The sequence below is a fragment of the Acinetobacter sp. YH12233 genome (genome assembly GCF_013417725.1).
GTDB lineage: Bacteria > Pseudomonadota > Gammaproteobacteria > Pseudomonadales > Moraxellaceae > Acinetobacter.
In genome coordinates, this window is sequence record NZ_VPDK01000003.1 from 143859 (window position 1) to 163407 (window position 19549).

The 19549-nt window shown below is 41.7% G+C and carries 21 protein-coding genes; 12 read left to right on the forward strand and 9 right to left on the reverse strand.

Annotated features, from left to right (window positions below):
• The first annotated feature begins 19 nt into the window (after positions 1-19).
• Positions 20-1162, forward strand: coding sequence for a phospholipase A (locus tag FTV12_RS02865; RefSeq protein ID WP_179992337.1), 1143 nt, complete (start codon positions 20-22; stop codon positions 1160-1162).
• A gap of 64 nt (positions 1163-1226) precedes the next feature.
• On the opposite strand, the gene FTV12_RS02870 is transcribed toward FTV12_RS02865, so the two are convergent.
• From FTV12_RS02870 to ilvA, 3 genes are all read right to left on the reverse strand, one after another.
• The gene (locus FTV12_RS02870; RefSeq protein WP_159122737.1) at positions 1227-2567 is read right to left on the reverse strand and encodes a TrkH family potassium uptake protein; all 1341 of its coding nucleotides are present in this window, start codon (positions 2565-2567) and stop codon (positions 1227-1229) included.
• A complete protein-coding gene (locus tag FTV12_RS02875) occupies positions 2564-3220 on the reverse strand; it encodes a TrkA family potassium uptake protein (RefSeq protein WP_104426160.1) in 657 nt (218 codons plus the stop codon). The genes FTV12_RS02870 and FTV12_RS02875 overlap by 4 nt, the downstream gene beginning before the upstream one ends.
• Positions 3221-3382: 162 nt before the next feature.
• Positions 3383-4921, reverse strand: coding sequence for a threonine ammonia-lyase, biosynthetic (gene ilvA / locus FTV12_RS02880; protein ID WP_179992338.1), 1539 nt, complete (start codon positions 4919-4921; stop codon positions 3383-3385).
• A 104-nt stretch (positions 4922-5025) separates the two neighbouring features.
• On the opposite strand from ilvA, the gene rpiA reads away from it, so the two are divergent.
• From rpiA to FTV12_RS02915, 7 genes are all read left to right on the forward strand, one after another.
• Entirely contained in the window at positions 5026-5697 is a 672-nt protein-coding gene (gene rpiA, locus FTV12_RS02885) for a ribose-5-phosphate isomerase RpiA (protein ID WP_159122734.1), read from the forward strand.
• 144 nt (positions 5698-5841) lie between these two features.
• Complete coding sequence (locus FTV12_RS02890; protein WP_179992339.1) at positions 5842-6522, forward strand: M48 family metallopeptidase; 681 nt, start codon at positions 5842-5844, stop codon at positions 6520-6522.
• 198 nt (positions 6523-6720) lie between these two features.
• The gene (gene argC, locus FTV12_RS02895; RefSeq protein ID WP_179992352.1) at positions 6721-7776 is read left to right on the forward strand and encodes an N-acetyl-gamma-glutamyl-phosphate reductase; all 1056 of its coding nucleotides are present in this window, start codon (positions 6721-6723) and stop codon (positions 7774-7776) included.
• 76 nt (positions 7777-7852) lie between these two features.
• A complete protein-coding gene (locus FTV12_RS02900) occupies positions 7853-8599 on the forward strand; it encodes a DUF6776 family protein (RefSeq protein WP_179992340.1) in 747 nt (248 codons plus the stop codon).
• 18 nt (positions 8600-8617) lie between these two features.
• Positions 8618-9031 carry an ATP-dependent Clp protease adapter ClpS gene (clpS, locus tag FTV12_RS02905; protein WP_034170359.1) on the forward strand — a complete coding sequence of 138 codons (414 nt, stop codon included), beginning with the start codon at positions 8618-8620 and terminating at the stop codon, positions 9029-9031.
• 9 nt (positions 9032-9040) lie between these two features.
• Complete coding sequence (gene clpA, locus FTV12_RS02910; RefSeq protein WP_034702512.1) at positions 9041-11317, forward strand: ATP-dependent Clp protease ATP-binding subunit ClpA; 2277 nt, start codon at positions 9041-9043, stop codon at positions 11315-11317.
• A gap of 107 nt (positions 11318-11424) precedes the next feature.
• Positions 11425-11778, forward strand: coding sequence for a YnfA family protein (locus FTV12_RS02915; RefSeq protein ID WP_175967520.1), 354 nt, complete (start codon positions 11425-11427; stop codon positions 11776-11778).
• 81 nt (positions 11779-11859) lie between these two features.
• Here the strand turns inward: FTV12_RS02915 and FTV12_RS02920 are convergent, their stop codons facing one another.
• The 3 genes from FTV12_RS02920 to FTV12_RS02930 all read right to left on the reverse strand — a co-directional run bounded on the left by FTV12_RS02920 (position 11860) and on the right by FTV12_RS02930 (position 14122).
• A complete protein-coding gene (locus tag FTV12_RS02920; RefSeq protein WP_179992341.1) occupies positions 11860-12333 on the reverse strand; it encodes a hypothetical protein in 474 nt (157 codons plus the stop codon).
• 103 nt (positions 12334-12436) lie between these two features.
• Positions 12437-13357, reverse strand: a complete 921-nt coding sequence (argF, locus tag FTV12_RS02925) for an ornithine carbamoyltransferase (protein ID WP_004786004.1) — start codon at positions 13355-13357, stop codon at positions 12437-12439.
• A 114-nt stretch (positions 13358-13471) separates the two neighbouring features.
• A complete protein-coding gene (locus FTV12_RS02930; protein WP_179992342.1) occupies positions 13472-14122 on the reverse strand; it encodes a TetR/AcrR family transcriptional regulator in 651 nt (216 codons plus the stop codon).
• Positions 14123-14351: 229 nt separating this feature from the next.
• On the opposite strand from FTV12_RS02930, the gene prpB reads away from it, so the two are divergent.
• Together prpB and prpC are read left to right on the forward strand one after the other, a co-directional pair.
• Positions 14352-15236, forward strand: coding sequence for a methylisocitrate lyase (prpB, locus tag FTV12_RS02935; RefSeq protein WP_004785998.1), 885 nt, complete (start codon positions 14352-14354; stop codon positions 15234-15236).
• Positions 15237-15240: 4 nt separating this feature from the next.
• Positions 15241-16380, forward strand: coding sequence for a 2-methylcitrate synthase (gene prpC, locus FTV12_RS02940; RefSeq protein ID WP_034702497.1), 1140 nt, complete (start codon positions 15241-15243; stop codon positions 16378-16380).
• Between the two features lie 77 nt (positions 16381-16457).
• Here prpC and FTV12_RS02945 read toward each other — a convergent pair whose 3' ends face one another.
• Together FTV12_RS02945 and FTV12_RS02950 are read right to left on the reverse strand one after the other, a co-directional pair.
• A complete protein-coding gene (locus FTV12_RS02945; RefSeq protein ID WP_034702494.1) occupies positions 16458-17072 on the reverse strand; it encodes a hypothetical protein in 615 nt (204 codons plus the stop codon).
• Between the two features lie 108 nt (positions 17073-17180).
• A complete protein-coding gene (locus FTV12_RS02950; protein WP_034702490.1) occupies positions 17181-17654 on the reverse strand; it encodes a CinA family protein in 474 nt (157 codons plus the stop codon).
• A gap of 254 nt (positions 17655-17908) precedes the next feature.
• Here FTV12_RS02950 and FTV12_RS02955 point away from each other — a divergent pair, with 254 nt between their 5' ends.
• Together FTV12_RS02955 and FTV12_RS02960 are read left to right on the forward strand one after the other, a co-directional pair.
• Positions 17909-18139: a hypothetical protein gene (locus tag FTV12_RS02955; protein WP_034702487.1), complete on the forward strand. Its 231-nt coding sequence runs from the start codon at positions 17909-17911 to the stop codon at positions 18137-18139.
• 625 nt (positions 18140-18764) lie between these two features.
• Positions 18765-18974 carry a hypothetical protein gene (locus tag FTV12_RS02960; RefSeq protein ID WP_179992343.1) on the forward strand — a complete coding sequence of 70 codons (210 nt, stop codon included), beginning with the start codon at positions 18765-18767 and terminating at the stop codon, positions 18972-18974.
• Positions 18975-19067: 93 nt separating this feature from the next.
• On the opposite strand, the gene FTV12_RS02965 is transcribed toward FTV12_RS02960, so the two are convergent.
• Positions 19068-19409: a hypothetical protein gene (locus FTV12_RS02965; RefSeq protein ID WP_179992344.1), complete on the reverse strand. Its 342-nt coding sequence runs from the start codon at positions 19407-19409 to the stop codon at positions 19068-19070.
• Positions 19410-19549 lie beyond the last annotated feature (140 nt).

Here is a 19549-nt window from a genome sequence, read left to right on the forward strand (position 1 = left end):
AAAACAATGAGGATAGAGGATGGCGCTTAATTCTATTAAGCGCTCAACTTTGCAGCTAGGCGTTTTGCTTGGCTGTGCAGTTGGGACGCAAGTTAATGCGGAAGATAAAACTGTAGCGAGTAGTCCGATGCCGGCAACGGCTGAGGCTTGCTCTGCGGTTGAAACCAATTCAGAACGCTTGGCCTGTTATGATGCGGTATTTAAAATACCGGCCGATAGTAAGCCTGATATTGTTTCTGAACGGCGTGCAGCCATAGAAATTGCGCCCGAACCCGACAACCTCAAAGCGAAAATTGAACAGACCGTTTCCAATATCTATGCTTCTGAAGGATCAAAGCTGACTCCGGCTTTATCCTTGCTGGATAGCCGTTGGGAATTGTCGCCAGAAAGTAAACTGGGTACCTGGAATATCCGTTCCTATCAGCCGATTTATCTGATGCCAGGATTCTGGACTTCCAAGAAAAACGAGTTTCCGCAAAGCGAAAACCCAAATAACACGGTTAAAGAAGACCAGAATTTGACCTCGATTGAAGGGAAATTCCAGTTATCTTTAAAAACCAAGGCGGTTGAAAATATTCTGGGTGATAACGGTGATCTCTGGCTGGGCTATACCCAGTCTTCACGTTGGCAGGTGTATAACTCGGAAGAGTCCCGACCATTTCGTGAAACCAATTATGAGCCCGAAGCCAGCCTGATCTTCCGTACCAATTATGATCTGTTTGGTTTGAACTGGCGTATGCTGGGATTGACGCTTAATCACCAGTCTAATGGCCGTTCCGATCCATTATCTCGTAGCTGGAACCGGGTAATGCTGAATCTCGGTTTTGAAAAAGACAACTTCGCCATGATGCTGCGCCCTTGGTATCGTATTGAAGAAGACCGGGCTGATGACAATAATCCCGAGATTAAAAACTATATCGGGCGTGGGGATTTAACTGCATTTTATCGTCATAATGCCCACGATTTTTCCCTGATGTTGCGTCATACGCTAAAAGGTGGAGATGATAACCGTGGTGCAGTCCAGTTTGACTGGTCATTTCCGATCAGTGGGCGTCTACGCGGTCAATTCCAGCTCTTTGATGGTTATGGTGAAAGTCTGATTGATTATAATCACCGTGCGACCTATGTGGGCTTGGGTGTATCCTTAATGAATTGGTACTAATCTGTTTCATGTAAAAAACCACGCTTAGGCGTGGTTTTTTTGCTTATACCTATTCATTTAAATCTTAACCAATCTGAATTTCTGAAGGCGGATGTTTAAGACGGCTTTTCTTCGGTGTTGCAATTAAATAGGCAAGGGTCAAAGGTCCTAGACGACCCGCATACATCATCAGCATCAGAATGATTAAACTCGCTGGCTGCAATTCTCCAGTGACACCACGTGTTAATCCAACTGTACAGGCGGCAGAAACCGCCTCAAACAGCAAATCTAAAAAATCATGATCGGGTTCTAGAATGAGTAAACTCATAAAACCGGTCATGACCAGACCTGCAGTAATACACACAACCGCTAAGGCTTTAAAAGTAGTTTTCTCAGAAATAGAATGATTGAACAAGCGGATTTCATCTTCACGGCGTAGAAAACTGATTACGCTGATCACCACAATAATAAAGGTACCAACTTTAATTCCGCCCGCCGTACTTAAGGAACCGCCACCAATAAACATTAAAAAAATGGTGACTAGACTTGAGGCATCGCTCATCTGGTCCATGGGCAGACTATAAAAACCCGAAGAGCGGGGAACAGTGGCATGGAACCAGGCATTGAGTGCCTGATCACCTACACTCATCAGCGCTAAAGTCTGTGGATTAGAGGCTTCTAATAGCCAGAGTACAATAAAAGCACTCAGGTTAAGGCCCATAATCGTCGTTAGAATCAGCTTGCTATTCGGGCTAAGCTTGCGCCAGCTTTTATTCTGTTTTACATCCATCAGAACCAGAAAACCGATCCCGCCAATGATATACAGCATGCTGATCGTAAAGGTCACGAAATACTGGCCGGAAAAGCTCATCAAGCTATTGGGGAAAAGGGAAAATCCGCCATTATTAAACGCAGAAACACTATAAAAAGCCGCATAAAACAGTGCTTCACCAAAAGGATAATCTTCCAGCCACGCCATGGTTAAAATTAGGGTGCCAATGGCTTCGAAAAACAGGGAATATAGGAATACCGCTTTAATGGTAAAACTGACTTTCTTCAAACTGGTCTGGCCAATAGATTCCTGTGCCATCACTTGCTGTCTTAAACCAAGTTTAGGTGACAGACTCATAAAAGCGAGTATGGCAAAGGTCATAAAACCGAGGCCACCACATTGCAGCAGGAACATAATCACGACCTGCCCAAAGGGTGTATAAGCTTCACCAACATTGACCACAGATAGCCCGGTAATTGTCACTGCAGAAGTTGCTGTAAAAATCGCTTCTAACCAGCTGATTTCAGTTTGATGCGCAAAGGGCAGCATCAGTAATAAAGAACCAATAAAAATCAGTCCGAGAAAACCTAAGGCCAGCAGACTCGGTGGACTGAGATTGACAATCCTGTTCTGGTTTAAATTTGAGCTTTTCATATGGCCTTAAAATGCTTGGACAAACGGCGTAGAGGCTCTAGTAATCCTTCGACCACCAGAATGTCACCTTCCTTAAGTAGCAGCTCAAGATCCACGATATGTTGTATTTCAGTGCCGCGTTTATGTAAAAGAACTTTAATTTCGGGAACCTGACTCATTAACTGGTGTAAGGGAGTGTCATGATGATCGGCATGAATCTCGATCTTGACAATATAATGATCATCTTCAAGTGACATATAACGGCTAACCATCGGGTAGCTGAGTGATTGTGCCACACGAACGCCCATATCTTCTTCTGGGTGAATAATTTTTTCGACATTCAGATGAGTCAAAATCATATGGTGGGCTTTGGATTTGGCTTTGGCCCAAATTTTCTTTACACCCATATTTTTTAGATGCAGTACACACAGAATGCTGGCTTCAATATCTTCACCAATCGCGACTACGACTGCTTCACAGCGCTGGATATCCAGTTCATCCAGGACATGCTCATCGGTTGCATCGGCAATCACCGCATGGGTAAGCTGATCGGAAATATTTTCCACATATTTTTTATCGAGATCGATTCCAATCACATCATGTTTCAGGCTGATCAGTTGAGTCGCTACTGTTGCACCGAAGCTGCCCAGCCCAATGACTGCAAATAATGCCATGCATATTTCCCTAAATCTTTTTATTTCAAATTAGTTCATGTCTAAGTGCGTATCTTAAAGATTTTTATAGTTTTCAGCTATCTGGCCTTACATAAATACTTCATACATTTTTTTAGCTGGACATAAAAAAACCGCCTCGAAAGGCGGTTTATATCAAACTGATTATTTCAAGAAACGCTGATAACCCAGGTTGTTGGTGATTTCTTCATATGGATAAGTAATGCTTTCCAATGTCTCAATCAAACCATCTGGATTTTGCTGTGCATCTTCTGCTTCCAGGCCGACCAGTACGCGACCTTCTGCAGCGCCGTGGTTACGGTAATGGAACAGGGTGATGTTATGCGTTGGGCCAAGACGTTCCAGGAACATTAGCAGGGCACCTGGACGTTCCGGGAATTCCACGCGGAACAGGCGTTCATTTTCAATATCGGCATGACCGCCAATCAGGTAACGGATATGTAGTTTTGCGACTTCGTCATCAGACAGATCATCAACATCGTAGTCGAATTTCAGGTTTTCATAGATTTCCTGACGTTCTTTTTCACCATTTTTCAGGCTGATACCGACAAAGACCTGAGCTGCAGAAGCATCACTTGAACGGTAGTTAAACTCTGTGATATTACGGCCTTGTAGTGCACGGCAGAATTTCAGGAATGAACCTTTTTCTTCTGGAATAGTTACGGCAAAGATAGCTTCTTTGCGTTCGCCGAGTTCTGTACGTTCGGCAATATAGCGCAGACGGTCGAAGTTCATGTTCGCACCGCAAACAATCGATACGATGTTTTTGCCTTGAATGCCGTGTTCAGCGACATATTTTTTGATACCGGCCAATGCCATTGCACCTGACGGTTCTACGATGCTACGGCATTCATCATAAGTATCTTTAATTGCTGCACAGACTTCATCGGTATTGACCAGTACCACATCAGGTTCAACAATTGGGCCAGAATTATCTGATTTTTGCAGACGGATCACATCAAATGGTTTTTCACCAATTTGTGCCACCGCAGTACCATCGGCAAATAAACCGACAGATGGAAGAATCACACGTTCATTGGCTTCTAAGGCCGCTTTTAAGCACGCGGATTCATCATATTCCACAGGAATCACTTTGACATGCGGAGCCACATCTCCCAAGTACGCTGCAACACCGGCAATCAGGCCACCACCACCAACAGCAACGAAGACATATTCTACATCGCGCCATTGACGCAGGATTTCATTGGCAATCGTACCTTGACCTGCCATCACCAGTTCGTCGTCATAAGGCGGAATAAAGGTCATGCCATCTTCTTCGGCACGTTGAATGGCATATTTGTTGGCAACGTCAAATGAATCACCATGTAATACTACTTCACCCCCTAAACGTTTTACTGCTTGGACTTTAATGTCGGGCGTGGTCTTTGGCATCACAATAATCGCGCGAATACCCAGCTTTTTCCCTGACAGTGCCACGCCTTGTGCATGGTTGCCTGCTGAAGCTGTGATAACGCCACGTTCGAGTTGTGATTTCGGTAATTGACTAATACGGTTATAGGCACCGCGTAGTTTAAATGAAAAGACCGGTTGTAAATCTTCACGTTTAAAGCGAATGTTATTATTTAAGCGTTCGCTAATTCGTGGCGCTGCTTCGAGTGGGGTTTCGATTGCAACATCGTAGACCGTTGCTTGTAAAATTTGTCGAACCAAACGAGACAGCATGTTAATTTTCCATCTAACAGTTTAAAATAAGACTCTATTGTAACAAACCACACGGCTTTGCGGTTTAAAATTACTGCAAAAGTCCAAATTAGTTGAGTGATGTCATGAGTCTATATGCAACCCAAGATGAGAAAAAACAAGCTGCAGCCAAAGCGGCTTTAAAACACTTACCAAAAGGGGGCATTTTAGGCGTAGGTACAGGTAGTACCGTTAACTTTTTAATTGACCTTTTACCAGAACTGCAATTGGAAGCTGCTGTTGCAAGTTCTGAAGCGACTGCACAGCGTCTGAAAAAATTAGGCATTGAAGTGGTTGATATGAATAGCGTGGGCGGTTTAGATGCCTATGTCGATGGTGCTGATGAAATTGACCGTCATATGCACATGATCAAAGGTGGTGGTGCTGCGCTTACACGTGAAAAAATCGTGGCGTCGATTGCGAAAAAATTCGTATGTATCGTCGATGATTCGAAATGGGTAGAGCAGTTGGGTCGTGATTTCCCATTACCTGTTGAAGTGATTCCAATGGCACGTTCAGCAGTCGCACGTAAGTTGGTGGCATTAGGTGGTGATCCTGCTTACCGTGAAGGTGTAGTGACTGATAATGGAAATGTTATTTTGGATGTGCATAACCTGAATATTCTGAATGCGCTTGAGCTGGAAAAAACGATTAATGACATTCCAGGCGTCGTATGTAACGGTATTTTCGCGATCAATAAAGCGGATATTGCGATTGTTGCGACCAATAATGGTATTGAAGAGCGTACAGCGATTTAAGAAATCCTCCCTGACCCTCCTTTTTCAAAGGAGGGAAAAGTCTTTAATTTGATAAAGCTCCTCGAAACTTCTATAAGTTTGAACTTCCCCCTTTATTAAAGGGGGATCGAGGGGGATTAGTAAAATAACGATTAAATATAAAAAATGATCCTAAACGACCTGCCCGAAATTCAAATCACCCGAAATGTTCGCTCAACACGTCTCAGACTGCGTGTAGAGGGTGATCAAATCCGTTTAACCGCACCTGTATTTTGTAGCAAAAAACAGATTCAAAATTTTATTGACCAAGCGGAAAGCTGGCTACTCAAAACCTGGAAATTGCAGCAGGAAAAAAATCAAAGTATTGATAGATCTTTACCAGCAGAATTGCAGCTTTTTAATCAGACTTCACCCATTCAGATTGTTTATCAAAGTCAGAAGCAGAACTTCCTTTTTGATGCTGAAATATTACAGTTGTCGATTAGTGATCGAAATCCTGAAGGATATTTAAAAGCTTTTATTATTTCTTATGCCAAAGAGCAGCTGTCTGTTTATCTGAACAAAGTAAGTCAAGAAACAAGATTATCATTTAACATTTGTAATGTTCGCCAGCCGAAAACACGATGGGGCAGTTGTTCGGCCAAACATGACATTATGCTAAATAGCGGCATCATTTTATTTTCTGAAAAAATCGTGCGTTATTTATGTGTGCATGAACTGGCCCATACCCGGCATTTTGACCATAGTCCACGATTTTGGGCAGAGGTAGCAAAGCATGATCCAAATTATTTAATTCACCGTAAAATTCTGAAAAATACTGTCATGCCATATTGGTGGGCAGCTTAAGAATATCTTTAAAGGAACGAGGATAGTATTTATTTACTTCCAAATAGCCTAAGCAATAGGTATCATCCTCTCAAATTTTTTAAAAACACTCAAAATAAAAGGGTAAATAAAAAACCATCAATCCCTAGTGAAACAGTTTAGAAAACCTCAAGTTCCTGTCATACTACAGCCCATAAAGGAAACATCTAGTTTGAGGTAATCATCGTGATTTCAGTGGGTATTGTGGGTGGTACAGGTTATACAGGCGTTGAACTTTTACGTCTATTACTGCGACATCCGAATGTAGAGGTTAAAGCACTGACATCACGTACTGAAGCAGGCCGTCGTGTTGACGATATGTTCCCGAGTCTGCGTGGACATACGGATCTTCAGTTTTCTGATCTCAGCCTTGATCTATTAAAATCATGTGATGTGGTATTTTTCGCGACACCACATGGCGTTGCCATGAAACATGCTGAAGAACTTGTTGCTGCCAATACCAAGGTAATTGACCTTGCAGCGGATTTCCGTTTGCAAAATCTGGCACAGTTCGAAAAATGGTATGGCATGGAACATGCTTGCCCAGAAGTGTTAAGAGATTCTGTTTATGGTCTGTCTGAGCTTAACCGTGACCAGATCAAACAGGCGAGTGTAATTGGTAATCCGGGCTGTTATCCAACGACGGTTCAGCTTGGTTTGGCACCAGTTTTAAAGGCGGCAGAAGCTTTGGTAAAACCAGAAAGCATTATTATCGATGCAAAATCTGGGGTATCAGGTGCAGGCCGTAAAGCCAGCCTGGGCATGATCTATTCTGAAAATGCTGATAACTTTAAGGCTTATGGCGTTGCGGGCCACCGTCACCATCCTGAAATCGTAGAAGCATTAGAAAATATTTCAGGTCAAAAAGGCGTGTTTGACCATATCCTGTTTGTGCCGCATCTGGTGCCGATGATTCGTGGGATGTTATCAACGATTTATATCGATTTGACTGAAGCAGGTCAGGCAGCTGACTTGCAGTCACTGTACGAGCAGTTCTATGCCAATGAACAGTTTGTTGATGTAATGCCAGCAGGCAGTTCACCAGAAACCCGTTCGGTGCGTGGTGCTAACCAGTTGCGTATTGCACTATACAAACCACAACCAACCAAGCTGGTGATTCTGGTGGCTCAGGACAATCTAGTCAAAGGTGCAGCTGGTCAGGCAGTACAGAACATGAACCTGATGTTTGGCTTTGCAGAAAATGCAGGCTTGAATAATATTGGTTTATTACCATAAAAAACGTATTAGAACTTCACACACATTTAGATTTGGATTTAAATGTGTGTCTTGAACAAAGTATACAGAGATCAAAATGCCGAATAATGAGTCAAACATGACGATCCAGGAACCCTCTACAAAGAAACCATTGATGAAAGGCAATACACCTTTGGTAATCGGTGCTGCTGTGTTGATTCTGGGTAGTGGCTTGCTGGGCTATACGGTCGGGCATCGGCAAGGTTTGACTGCGGTAGGTTTTGAGGCGGATGCGGAACAACTGGTTGAAGTGGTACAAAAACAGAAAACTAGTCTGGAAACACTGAATAAATCTCTGAATACAGCGGTTCAGGAACGTGATTTGGCCGTTAGCAATGCCAATGATCTTTATCTGGCTGCAAATAAGGCGCGTGATGCCCAGGAGCAGGCTGAAAGCGTTGGTACGATCTACCGCGAGATCTTGCGTCAACGCGGTGGTTTAGCATTGACAGTTCAACATCTGGGGATTAAGGCATTGCCTGATAATGCCTTCGAATACCAGATTGATCTGGTTCAGGTCAGCCCAGGCAAAAATCGTGCTTCTGGTACAGTGGAACTGCGCTTGATTAAGGGTACTGAAATTCTGGTCGTGCCGCTTGAAGATAAAAACTTTAATTTTGACAATTACGAACGTTTGACTGGTCGCTGGACCATGCCTAAAGGTTTTAAACCAGAATTTATTGAAGTGCGCCTCTCAGGGACTAAGCCTGTGATTCGCCGTTTTAGCTGGGATCAGGGGAAAGCTGTTGAAAGCCAGTCAACAGTCCTGTCAGAGATTCCAAAAACTGAAGCAAATGCAAATTAAGTGTGAAATAGAAATCGTATGCCAAGCAATAAACGTCCAAAATGTTTAAGTGAGATCAAAAATTCTTTTTACGAGTCCGGCATGGTTGATTGGCATATTAGCCCGCGTTTAACAGACGAGCCTTTTCACGATGATGACGCTGACCTTGCAGTCCAGACTGCACCTCCTGAACTGAAGCGTCCACCGATGTATGCAGTGGTATTATTGAATGACGATTACACTCCAATGGAGTTTGTAATTGAAATTTTACAACAATACTTTGCAATGAATCTTGACCAAGCTACACAAGTAATGCTAACTGTACATTATGAAGGAAAAGGTGTAGCTGGGGTCTATCCTCGAGACATTGCGGAAACCAAAGCGAACCAAGTCAATAATTACGCTCGATCTCAAGGTCATCCTTTACTTTGCCAGATTGAGCCGAAAGATTAAGGGGGTTGCATGCTCAGTCGTCAATTAGAAGTATCACTACGTTTGGCTGTCAGCATGGCTCGTCAAAAGAGACATGAGTTCCTGACCGTAGAACATTTATTATTAGCTTTACTCGACAATGATTCTGCCGTGAATGCCTTAAAAGCATGTGGTGCAGATATTATCGTTTTGCGTAAAGAATTAGAAGAGTACGTAGAACAACATACCCCTAAACTCGGTGAAAATAGTGATCAGGCACCTCATCCTACAGAAAGTTTTGACCGGATTTTGCAACGTGCAATTTTCCATGTTCAATCCAGTGGCGGTGATCGTACTGTAGAAGGCGCCGATATTCTGGTTGCGATGTATTCTGAGCGTGATTCTTTTGCAGTTTATCTGCTTAAACGTCATCAGATTAACCGTCTGACTTTAACTCAGTACCTTTCTCATGGTACGCGTAAAGACGAAGTACAGTCTGAAGAAGAAATTGAAGAACTGGACGGTGAATCGGCCTCTTCCAATAATTCTGGTCCGCTAGAGTTATATACGACAAACCTGAATCAGGAAGCTCAACGCGGCAAGACAGATCCATTGATTGGCCGTGAAAAAGAAATTGAGCGGGCAGCGCAAATTTTATGCCGCCGTCGTAAAAATAATCCCTTACTTGTTGGTGATCCAGGTGTGGGTAAAACGTCGATTGCTGAAGGTCTGGCTTGGTTAATTGTGAATGGCAAGGCACCTAAGCCACTGGAAAATGCTGAAATCTATAGCCTAGACATCGGCGCACTGGTGGCGGGAACTAAATACCGTGGTGATTTCGAAAAGCGTTTAAAACAACTATTAAATGCCTTGAAGAAAAAACCAGATGCAGTACTGTTCATTGATGAAATTCATATGATCATCGGTGCAGGTTCAAGCATGGGCAGCACCATGGATGCATCGAATCTAATCAAGCCTGCATTGGCAAATGGTTCATTGCGTTGCATCGGTTCAACCACATTCCAGGAATACCGTCAGGTCTTTGAAAAAGATCATGCCTTGTCACGTCGGTTCCAAAAAATAGATGTGAATGAGCCTTCGATTACAGAAACAATTGATATCTTGCGTGGCCTGAAATCTAAATTTGAAGATTTCCACCATGTGCAGTATGACGATCAGGCACTGGTTTCTGCGGTTGAACTGTCAGCGAAATTTATTAATGACCGTTTCTTGCCAGATAAAGCGATTGACGTGATTGATGAGGCCGGTGCACAACGCCGTTTGAAAGCTGAGCAAGATGACAGCCTGATTACAGTTGAAAACATCGAAGACATTGTGTCCAAGATTGCCCGTATTCCACCGAAAACGGTTTCTAAAGATGACAAGTCTGTACTGGAGAACCTTGAGCGTGATCTGAAACGTGTGGTCTTCGGCCAAGATGAAGCAATTGAAGCTTTAGCTTCTGCGATCAAACTGTCTCGTGCAGGTTTGAAATCGCCTGATAAGCCAGTCGGTAGTTTTGTCTTCGCAGGTCCAACGGGTGTAGGTAAAACTGAAGTCACCAAGCAATTGGCGAAAATTTTGGGTGTAGAGCTGGTACGTTTTGACATGTCCGAATACATGGAACGTCATGCAGTCTCTCGTCTGATCGGTGCGCCTCCAGGTTATGTTGGTTTTGACCAAGGTGGTTTGCTGACCGATGCGATTCACAAAAATCCGCATTGTGTATTACTTCTAGATGAGATTGAAAAAGCGCATCCAGATGTATTCAACTTGCTATTACAAATCATGGATCATGGTTCCTTAACGGATAATAATGGTCGTAAGTCCGATTTCCGTAATGTGGTACTGGTTCTAACGACTAATATTGGTGCGGAAAGTATTTCCCGCGTCAGCATTGGTTTCATGGAACAGGACAACAGTAATGATAATCAGGAAGCGATGAAGAAAGCCTTCTCGCCAGAATTCCGTAACCGTCTGGACGGTGTAATTCAGTTTAAGGCATTGCCGAATACCATTATTGAAAATGTCGTGGATAAATTCCTGACTGAACTTCAGGCACAACTGGATGAGAAGAAAGTGGTGCTGGAGGTGGATCAAAGCGCACGCGAATGGATGGCTGAAAATGGCTATGACCGTTTGATGGGTGCTCGACCAATGCAGCGTCTGATTCAGGAACATCTGAAAAAACCACTGGCTGAAATGATCCTGTTTGGTGAACTGGCTGAAAATGGTGGTAACGTTTCAGTTTCTGTGAAGAAAGAAAATGGTAAATCTGTCGGTCTGAAACTTGAAGTCTTCGAAGATCAGACTGCTGAACCAGCTTAATCATTGAATAGATCATCATCAGACCCGTGTTCGCACGGGTTTTGTTGTTTTATTTGCCCTTAATTTATGTACTCTTGGTTTAAAGAGTTTCTGATTTAGCGGAATATATGGATATCCAAATTAGCAAACTTTTAACTACGTTTTTTCTATTTTTATTAACAGCATTGATGGAAATTTTGGGCTGTTATTTTCCTTACCTGATTTTAAATCAGGCGAAGAGCCAGTGGTTATGGGTTCCGACGGCATTAGCTTTAGCTGCTTTTGTCTGGCTTTTGACTTTGCATCCAGCCGCTTCTGGGCGTATTTATGCCGCCTATGGGGGAATTTATATTTTCTCAGCATTGATGTGGCTGAGATTCGTTGATCAGATCAGCCTTTCACGTTGGGATCTGCTTGGGGGAATCGTGGTCATTCTAGGTGCATTAATTATTATTTTACAGCCGCAAGGTTTGATCCGTTGACCGTCTGTTTATATTTACCAAAATAGAATTTATCAAAATATAAAAGGCAGCTAAAGCTGCCTTTATTGATTCTAGACAAGATTATTTTACATTACAGTCTTTCTGGGAGAGGTCAACATTATAAGTGTGTGTTTGGGAGCTGAGACTAAGTTCGATTTTATAAGGATTGACGATCTGATAGCGATGTTCAAAAAAGATCTGGCAGTTATTTAGAAGATTATTACGAATCACTTTAAGAACTTCTTTACGGCCTAAGTCTTTCTCAAACTGGCTAAAGTCGGGTGTCGTGATCATGCCTTTAAGCGTGGTTTTATTGGCTGTAAGTTGTAACTGCTCTATGATTGTATTCTGATCGATCTGTAGCGGTAAAGTCTTGGAATCTTCCGCACTTAGCACGGTAAGCAGCTCGTTCAGCTCAGCTTTTTTCTCAATTTTAAACTTGCTGTCCAGAATGCCTTTTCCTTGGAGATACTGGTCGAATTCAGAAGCATACACCGGTAAAGCAGCACTACTAAAACCTGCCAGGAGTGCCAAAGTCCAATATTTTTTTTGCATTGTATCGCATCACTTTTTATGTCATTTCAATTCTGATTATAAGAGCTGAAACAAAAAAAGCACCAGAGATTGGTGCTTAATTTGTGAAGATTTTTTGAAGGAATCAGTCTTTTTTCAGGTTTTCATTCAACAGGAATTCAACCAGTGCTTTTTGTGCATGAAGGCGGTTTTCTGCTTCATCCCAAACCACAGCATTTTTGTGATCCAGCATGTTTTCAGAAATTTCTTCACCACGATGCGCAGGTAAGCAATGCATGAACAGGCAGTCTGGGTGTGCAAGATCCATTAGGCGTTCATTCACCTGATAATCTGCAAAAGCTTTTTCACGGATTTTCTGTTCTTCTTCCTGGCCCATACTTGCCCAAACGTCAGTGACGATCAGGTCGGCATTGACTGCTGCATCTTCAGCAGTATCGACCAGTTCTACACAGTGTGCGAATTCAGACAGGAACTGTTCTTGAGGCTCATAGCCTTTCGGTGCAGCCACTTTTAGCTTGAAGCCCCACATGTGCGCTGCTTCGATATAAGAGTTACACATATTATTGCCATCGCCGATCCAGGCAACAGTTTTACCTTCGATCGAACCGCGATGTTCCAGATAAGTCTGCATGTCAGCAAGTAACTGGCAAGGGTGATGATCATCAGTCAAAGCGTTGATCACTGGAACTTTTGAATAAGAAGCAAAACGTTCTACGATATCGTGACCGAAAGTGCGGATCATCACAATATCCAGCATGCTGGAAATCACACGTGCAGAATCTTCAATTGGCTCACCGCGACCCAGTTGGGTATCGCGTGAAGACAGGAAAATGGCGCTACCACCAAATTGGCTCATGCCAGCTTCAAACGAAACACGCGTACGGGTACTCGATTTTTCAAAAATCATGCCCATCACTTTACCAACAAAGGGTTGGAACACTTCATTGTTATGCTGTTTGCGCTTAAGCTCAATTGCGCGTTGCAAAATCTGGTTAAGTTCTAAAGTTGATAAATCGCGTAAGGTGAGAAAGTGACGGAGAGCCATTCGTTACTCCACAATAATTGCCGAAAAACTCGATCAACAATCAGTTGTTGGTTAGTTTAAGAAAAAATACGGAATCGGCTAATATACTATAAGCAATGAAAAATGCAAAAAAAACTAGACTTTTTGATGACCGTCTAAAAATCGATCCACACAATAACTGATGTATTTGTCGATTTCCTGATCATCTTCCTGTACCGGAATTCCCATCAGAATCCGCCATTCCAGATTACGCAAGATGCCAAAATATAACTGGGCCGAATATTGCGGATTCTCGCAATGCAATAAACCTTGCGCATCTGCTTGTTCTAAAGCCGTGGCAATCGCACTTTGTACATGTACTGGGCCTCGTTCATGAATATGCTGCGCGAGTTCCGGATTACGCTGACTCTGTTCCAGCACCAGACGCATAAAGGCTGAATTTTCCGGTTGCATGATCTGATGATAAAAATTAAGCAGCGTATGTACCAGATAACTACGAAAATCCAGAGCCATCAGCTCGATCGGAATACTGATATCTTCAAAAAACTTGATACGACGATAATCGCAAATGGCCTTAAACAAGCCTTCTTTGTTGCCAAAGTACTTGTAAATAGAAGCCTTGGAACCGCCTGCATGCTGGACAATATCATCAAGAGAAACTGCATCATAACCATGTTCCAGAAACAGTTCGGTCGCAGAGATCAGCAGCGCAACGCAGCGCTCATGACCACGTTTGGTTTGTGGCAGATCTTTGGCGAGTGGTTCCAGATGAACAAGGTTTTGCATAGAGGATGGTATATCAACAGGTTATATAAACTTGGTAGTTCATCATAACAAATATATCCGCAGATTTCACAATCGGACCGGATGAAGGCGGAATTTATTCAGTGAATCAAGTAAAACTTAAAAGTTTGACTAAAGTTTTAGAGTTTTTATTCTATTGGCTTATAGCATCATGGTTTCAAATCGGTATACTCAAATCTCAATAATTATAGCCAAGACTGTGGAAGGGAAGATGACAGAACAAATGTCTGCAGGTTTAAAGTTTAGACAAGCGCTTGAAGTCGAAAAACCATTACAAATTATGGGCACAGTGAATGCCTATGCTGCCATGATGGCCAAACAGGTCGGCTATAAAGCCATTTATCTCTCTGGTGCCGGTGTTGCCAACTATTCTTATGGTCTACCTGATCTAGGCATGACCAGCCTAGATAATGTTCTGGAAGATGTGCGTCGCATTACTGAACGTGTGGATACACCCTTGCTGGTTGATATCGATACAGGCTGGGGCGGTGCATTTAATATCGCACGTAGCATCAAGCAGATGATTGCTGCTGGCGCTGCAGCTGTGCATATCGAAGACCAAGTTGCACAAAAGCGTTGTGGTCATCGTCCGAATAAGGAAATTGTGACCCAACAGGAAATGGTTGACCGGATTAAGGCAGCTGTCGATGCCAAAACCGATTCAAACTTTGTGGTGATGGCACGTACCGATGCATTACAGAAAGAAGGTCTGCAGGCAGTGATTGACCGTGCTTGTGCCTGTGTCGAAGCAGGTGCAGATGCCATTTTTGCTGAGGCAATGACGGATATTACGATGTATCGCACCGTATGTGATGCAGTTGGTGTCCCAGTATTGGCCAATATTACCGAATTTGGTGATACCCCATATTACACCACTGAAGAACTGGCTGAGCAGGGTATTCGCATGGTACTTTACCCGCTATCAGCCACCCGTGCGATGCAAAAAGCGGCACTGGAAGTGATGCGCTCAGTGCGTGAAAATGGTACACAGGTGCATGTTCTGGATAAAATGCAACCGCGTAAAGAATTATACGAATTTTTAGATTATCACAGCTTCGAAAACACATTAGATAAACTGTTCAAGCAGGAGAATTAAAACAATGGCTGAAGGAAAAGTACTCACTGGCGCAGGATTGCGCGGACAAGTCGCAGGCAAAACTGCACTTTCAACAGTAGGCAAAAGTGGTGCAGGCCTGACCTATCGCGGCTATGACGTACAGGATCTGGCAGAAAACTGTCAGTTTGAAGAAGTCGCTTACCTGATTTTCTTTGGTGAATTACCAACTTCAGAACAGTTGGCAGCCTATAAAGCAAAACTGAAATCTTTGCGTGTACTGCCACAAGCATTGAAAGAAGTACTTGAGCGCATTCCAGCGGACTCACATCCAATGGATGTGATGCGTACTGGCGTATCGATGCTGGGCAACCTTGAAACTGAACAGTCTTTTGATCAGCAACAGGATGTTGCAGACCGTATTCTGGCGACGCTACCAGCAATTATCTGCTATTGGTATCGCTATAGCCATGACGGCGTACGCATTGATGAAAATACCGATGATGATTCAATCGGTGCTCAGTTCCTTCATTTGCTACATGGCAAGAAGCCAAATCAGCTGCATGAACAGGTGATGAATGTATCCCTGATTCTGTATGCAGAGCATGAATTTAATGCTTCAACCTTCACAGCGCGTGTTTGTGCATCAACTTTGTCTGACCTGCATTCATGTATTACCGGCGCAATTGGTTCACTACGGGGTCCATTACACGGCGGTGCCAACGAAGCGGCAATGGACATGATTGAAAACTGGAAATCTCCAGAAGAAGCCGAGCGCAAAATGCTGGGCATGCTGGAGCGTAAAGAAAAAATCATGGGCTTTGGTCATGCGATCTATAAAGACAATGATCCGCGTAATGGCATTATCAAGCAGTGGTCTGAAAAACTGGCAAAAGATGTGGGTGATACTGTGCTCTATCCAGTATCAGTACGTTGTGAAGAAGTGATGTGGCGCGAGAAAAAACTGTTCTGTAACGCAGACTTTTTCCATGCTTCTGCTTATCACTTTATGGGTATTCCAACCAAACTGTTTACGCCAATCTTTGTGATGTCACGCGTCACAGGTTGGGCGGCGCATGTGATGGAACAACGTGCAGATAACCGGATTATCCGTCCGAGCGCGGATTATACCGGTCCAGAATTGCGTAAAGTGGTTCCAATTGCTGAACGCACTTCTGCTGCGTAAGCCAGAGATATTCTAAATATAAAAAATAAGGTCTCCACGAGACCTTATTTTTTTTCTGATTATTTATTGACGTTGGTTTAACGACTTAATAATGCTGGATCTTCAATATGATAACCGGTTTCGAATGGGAGGCCTAAGTATTTTACCGTCACCAGTATTTTATTCTGTTTCGGTACTTTATAAGTCTGGTTTAATCTTAAATCTGCTTTATAGCTGACTGCTTGTTGAACAGGACTTTTATACTGGCCAGATTGCACTCGATATTGATAAGTCCATTTTGGGACTTTCTGTTTAGGGTCATGCCATGCAGGGGCGGTACCTTTGCTGGTCTTTAATAGCTTAAGCTGGATGGCTTGCTTTCTCAGTGGTACCAGCGGAATTAGTCGCTTTTTAATTTTGGCAATTTCCTGGTTAAACTTACGGCTGTCCTGATCGTAGTCAATCTGCTTGGTTTTTGGATTGATATACAGGGAGTTCACCTGAATTAACTGATTCGGAGTTTTGGATTTAAAATTATAATAATACAGTTGAGGTAGGCGTCCGCGACCATCGAGATAATGCCGCAACAGATAAAGTTTCTGGTCTTTGACTTCATAACCCAAAACTTCAATATTCTGTGGGCCACCAACAGTGGCGAAAGCGGATACAGGAATACCAAGGGCGAGCAAAAGGGCTGCAATTCTTATTTTCATCACTGATCAGGCCTCATTAAAAAAACGTACTTTTATAGAAATAATTTAACTATAAATACAGTAGAAATAATGAAGTTTGATCAGCACTCAATATAAACAGTTTTAGCTTTAGGTGTTGAGTAGATTAATCATGTCATGTGCGATGACGGCTGCCAGTTTATTGAGACGTTCCTGTGGAGTACCTTTAATATAATACTGGAACTGGTGAGTCTGAAGACCATCATAAACAGCGGCAAAGAAAGTACCTTCCGGCTTATCTGGGGTCGCGCTACCGCCTGGTTTAAGCAAGCCTGTACAAGCAATAATCCAGTCAGCTTCCTGAAACATTTTTTTGCCTGCCTCAGCCAGAGCAACCGTTACAGGCATGGATTCAGCTGAATGGGTACTAATCAGATTCGGAGAAATTCCCAAGACATTAATCTTCACAGACGGATCGTAGCACACTAGACCACCCAGCAAGATTTCAGCACCTTCATTTTTGCAAATTGAAAACTGACTGGTTAAATAGCCAGAACTTGCACTTTCAATAAAAGCAATCTTGATGTTTCTTTGTTCCAGCAGGCCACAACATGTTTTAATCATAATGTCTATTTTGTCTTAGAAGGTAATCCTTATTCCAATGTAGTCCCATTTTGCTTTTGTATCAACTGTGAGATTATTTCTTTATTATGATGAAAGGTAAAATATTTTTGTAATTTTAGTATTCCAAACGTAAGTTTGGCAGTTGTTAAACTGATTGCTTAATGCTTGGACAATATTTGAAATTAATGGTTTTAACTTGCTCTGATCAGTGGTAAAAATAAAAATAAAGTGCGTAAGGAAAGTAGGTTGTAAGAATGAAAACCACAGTAAAGTATTCCGTATTAAAAAGTCTAGATTATCAACTGGGTACTCCTTTATTTCAGGAAGAAATTGAGGCAGATGGTCAATATTTTGATCAGATCCCAAGCATCATTCATTACCAGAATTTAAAGTTTAAAGTCAAAAGCAAAGAATTAAAGCGTTTATATCTGGCCGAAGAGCAAGAAGAAAGCCAAACCATTATTGTAAAAGTGGTCGCAATCTAAAAATAACTTATTAAAAATAAGCCTCTTAAAATAAGAGGCTTATTTATTGGATAAAGATCGTTAAAATAAAATTTGATTAGATTTAATAAAAAAATCTAATAATAATTTTAAAAATATAAAGTCAAGGTAAATTGGCAACTGAAAAGGCCTTATTTGTGATTCTATGTAATATATTCTGCTATTTAAAAATGGTTTTTTTCGTTTTTATATTTAATGATCTAATTTTTAGAAAATTAGGTTAAACATGTATAAGAAATTATAATTTTAAATAATTAATAAAATTCAATATCTTATAAATATAATCATATTTTATATAAGTAGCAAAATGTATTTCTAAATTTTATTTTAAATTTAAGTTTATATACAATTTTTTGATTAAGTTATGACTTTAATTGAAAAATAAAATTTATAAAAGATAGAAAGCTTTCAATATGTGTTCATTCTATTATTAAAAGTAATTTATGTTTCTTATAAATCCAGACTTCAATTACTTAACTTACCTTTTTTTACATTGAATTAATATGTAACAGGTAATAACTTGGCGAATTTTTAAAAATAGGTAGAGTAAATATTAAGTCGAATCCTAATCATCGGCGATTTAAAGCAAATAGTAAGGAGTTACACCATGGCTAATAATCAACAGCAAAATCAGCAAGACCAACAGAACCAACAACAACAGCAAGACCAACAACGTCAGCAAAACCAGAATCAAAATCAGCAACAGCCGAACCAGCAGCAACAACAGCCGCAGGGCCAACAGGACCAGCAACGCAATCAGCAACAACAGCAACAGCCACAACAAGATAACCAGCAGCAAAATTTGCGTAATCAATAAGATTAGTCAAAGCTGCAGCGTTCATATCTAAGCTGTGTAATCTCTACAAAAAACCGCCTTCTTTAAGGCGGTTTTTTTATTGTTCAGAATAAATCAGCATTGAATATTGGATTTTACTTTATAAAAGTCGAGCGCATTTTTCAGATCTTTCAGTAATTCCTGCTCCTCATATTCTTGTGGCATTAGTTTTATTAGGGCCGGCATATAATAAGTTTTATATTCTTTAGGATAATCCTCACATAAAATATGTGTTCTTTCCTCAAGGCTAATAGTAGAAGAATCTAATTTATCTAAATAAGCACTCAATCGGGCATCGGATTGTTCAAACTGAGCTTTCACTGCCGGATCAGGTTCAGCTGATACATCTGCCTGTTGTTTTTGGCAGCCTGTGATGGCCAATGCCAATAGGGCAATTATGAATAATGATATTTTCATGGCAACAATATATTGTTATCAGTCGTTGGAAAAATTATAAAGAGAAATGAGTGAAAGAGCACCTGCCTTTAAACTCATTGACAGCTGAGAAAATAGAAAATTAAAAGGACTTTGATAAAATAAATAAAATATCTACCAAT

Excerpts from the sequence above, each read along its gene's own strand:
- FTV12_RS02865 (WP_179992337.1), top strand. The coding sequence starts at position 20 with ATGGCGCTTAATTCTATTAAGCGCTCAACTTTGCAGCTAGGCGTTTTG.
- FTV12_RS02870 (WP_159122737.1), bottom strand. The coding sequence starts at position 2,567 with ATGAAAAGCTCAAATTTAAACCAGAACAGGATTGTCAATCTCAGTCCA.
- FTV12_RS02875 (WP_104426160.1), bottom strand. The coding sequence starts at position 3,220 with ATGGCATTATTTGCAGTCATTGGGCTGGGCAGCTTCGGTGCAACAGTA.
- ilvA (WP_179992338.1), bottom strand. The coding sequence starts at position 4,921 with ATGCTGTCTCGTTTGGTTCGACAAATTTTACAAGCAACGGTCTACGAT.
- rpiA (WP_159122734.1), top strand. The coding sequence starts at position 5,026 with ATGAGTCTATATGCAACCCAAGATGAGAAAAAACAAGCTGCAGCCAAA.
- FTV12_RS02890 (WP_179992339.1), top strand. The coding sequence starts at position 5,842 with ATGATCCTAAACGACCTGCCCGAAATTCAAATCACCCGAAATGTTCGC.
- FTV12_RS02900 (WP_179992340.1), top strand. The coding sequence starts at position 7,853 with ATGCCGAATAATGAGTCAAACATGACGATCCAGGAACCCTCTACAAAG.
- clpS (WP_034170359.1), top strand. The coding sequence starts at position 8,618 with ATGCCAAGCAATAAACGTCCAAAATGTTTAAGTGAGATCAAAAATTCT.
- clpA (WP_034702512.1), top strand. The coding sequence starts at position 9,041 with ATGCTCAGTCGTCAATTAGAAGTATCACTACGTTTGGCTGTCAGCATG.
- FTV12_RS02915 (WP_175967520.1), top strand. The coding sequence starts at position 11,425 with ATGGATATCCAAATTAGCAAACTTTTAACTACGTTTTTTCTATTTTTA.
- FTV12_RS02920 (WP_179992341.1), bottom strand. The coding sequence starts at position 12,333 with ATGCAAAAAAAATATTGGACTTTGGCACTCCTGGCAGGTTTTAGTAGT.
- argF (WP_004786004.1), bottom strand. The coding sequence starts at position 13,357 with ATGGCTCTCCGTCACTTTCTCACCTTACGCGATTTATCAACTTTAGAA.
- FTV12_RS02930 (WP_179992342.1), bottom strand. The coding sequence starts at position 14,122 with ATGCAAAACCTTGTTCATCTGGAACCACTCGCCAAAGATCTGCCACAA.
- prpB (WP_004785998.1), top strand. The coding sequence starts at position 14,352 with ATGACAGAACAAATGTCTGCAGGTTTAAAGTTTAGACAAGCGCTTGAA.
- prpC (WP_034702497.1), top strand. The coding sequence starts at position 15,241 with ATGGCTGAAGGAAAAGTACTCACTGGCGCAGGATTGCGCGGACAAGTC.
- FTV12_RS02945 (WP_034702494.1), bottom strand. The coding sequence starts at position 17,072 with ATGAAAATAAGAATTGCAGCCCTTTTGCTCGCCCTTGGTATTCCTGTA.
- FTV12_RS02950 (WP_034702490.1), bottom strand. The coding sequence starts at position 17,654 with ATGATTAAAACATGTTGTGGCCTGCTGGAACAAAGAAACATCAAGATT.
- FTV12_RS02955 (WP_034702487.1), top strand. The coding sequence starts at position 17,909 with ATGAAAACCACAGTAAAGTATTCCGTATTAAAAAGTCTAGATTATCAA.
- FTV12_RS02960 (WP_179992343.1), top strand. The coding sequence starts at position 18,765 with ATGGCTAATAATCAACAGCAAAATCAGCAAGACCAACAGAACCAACAA.
- FTV12_RS02965 (WP_179992344.1), bottom strand. The coding sequence starts at position 19,409 with ATGAAAATATCATTATTCATAATTGCCCTATTGGCATTGGCCATCACA.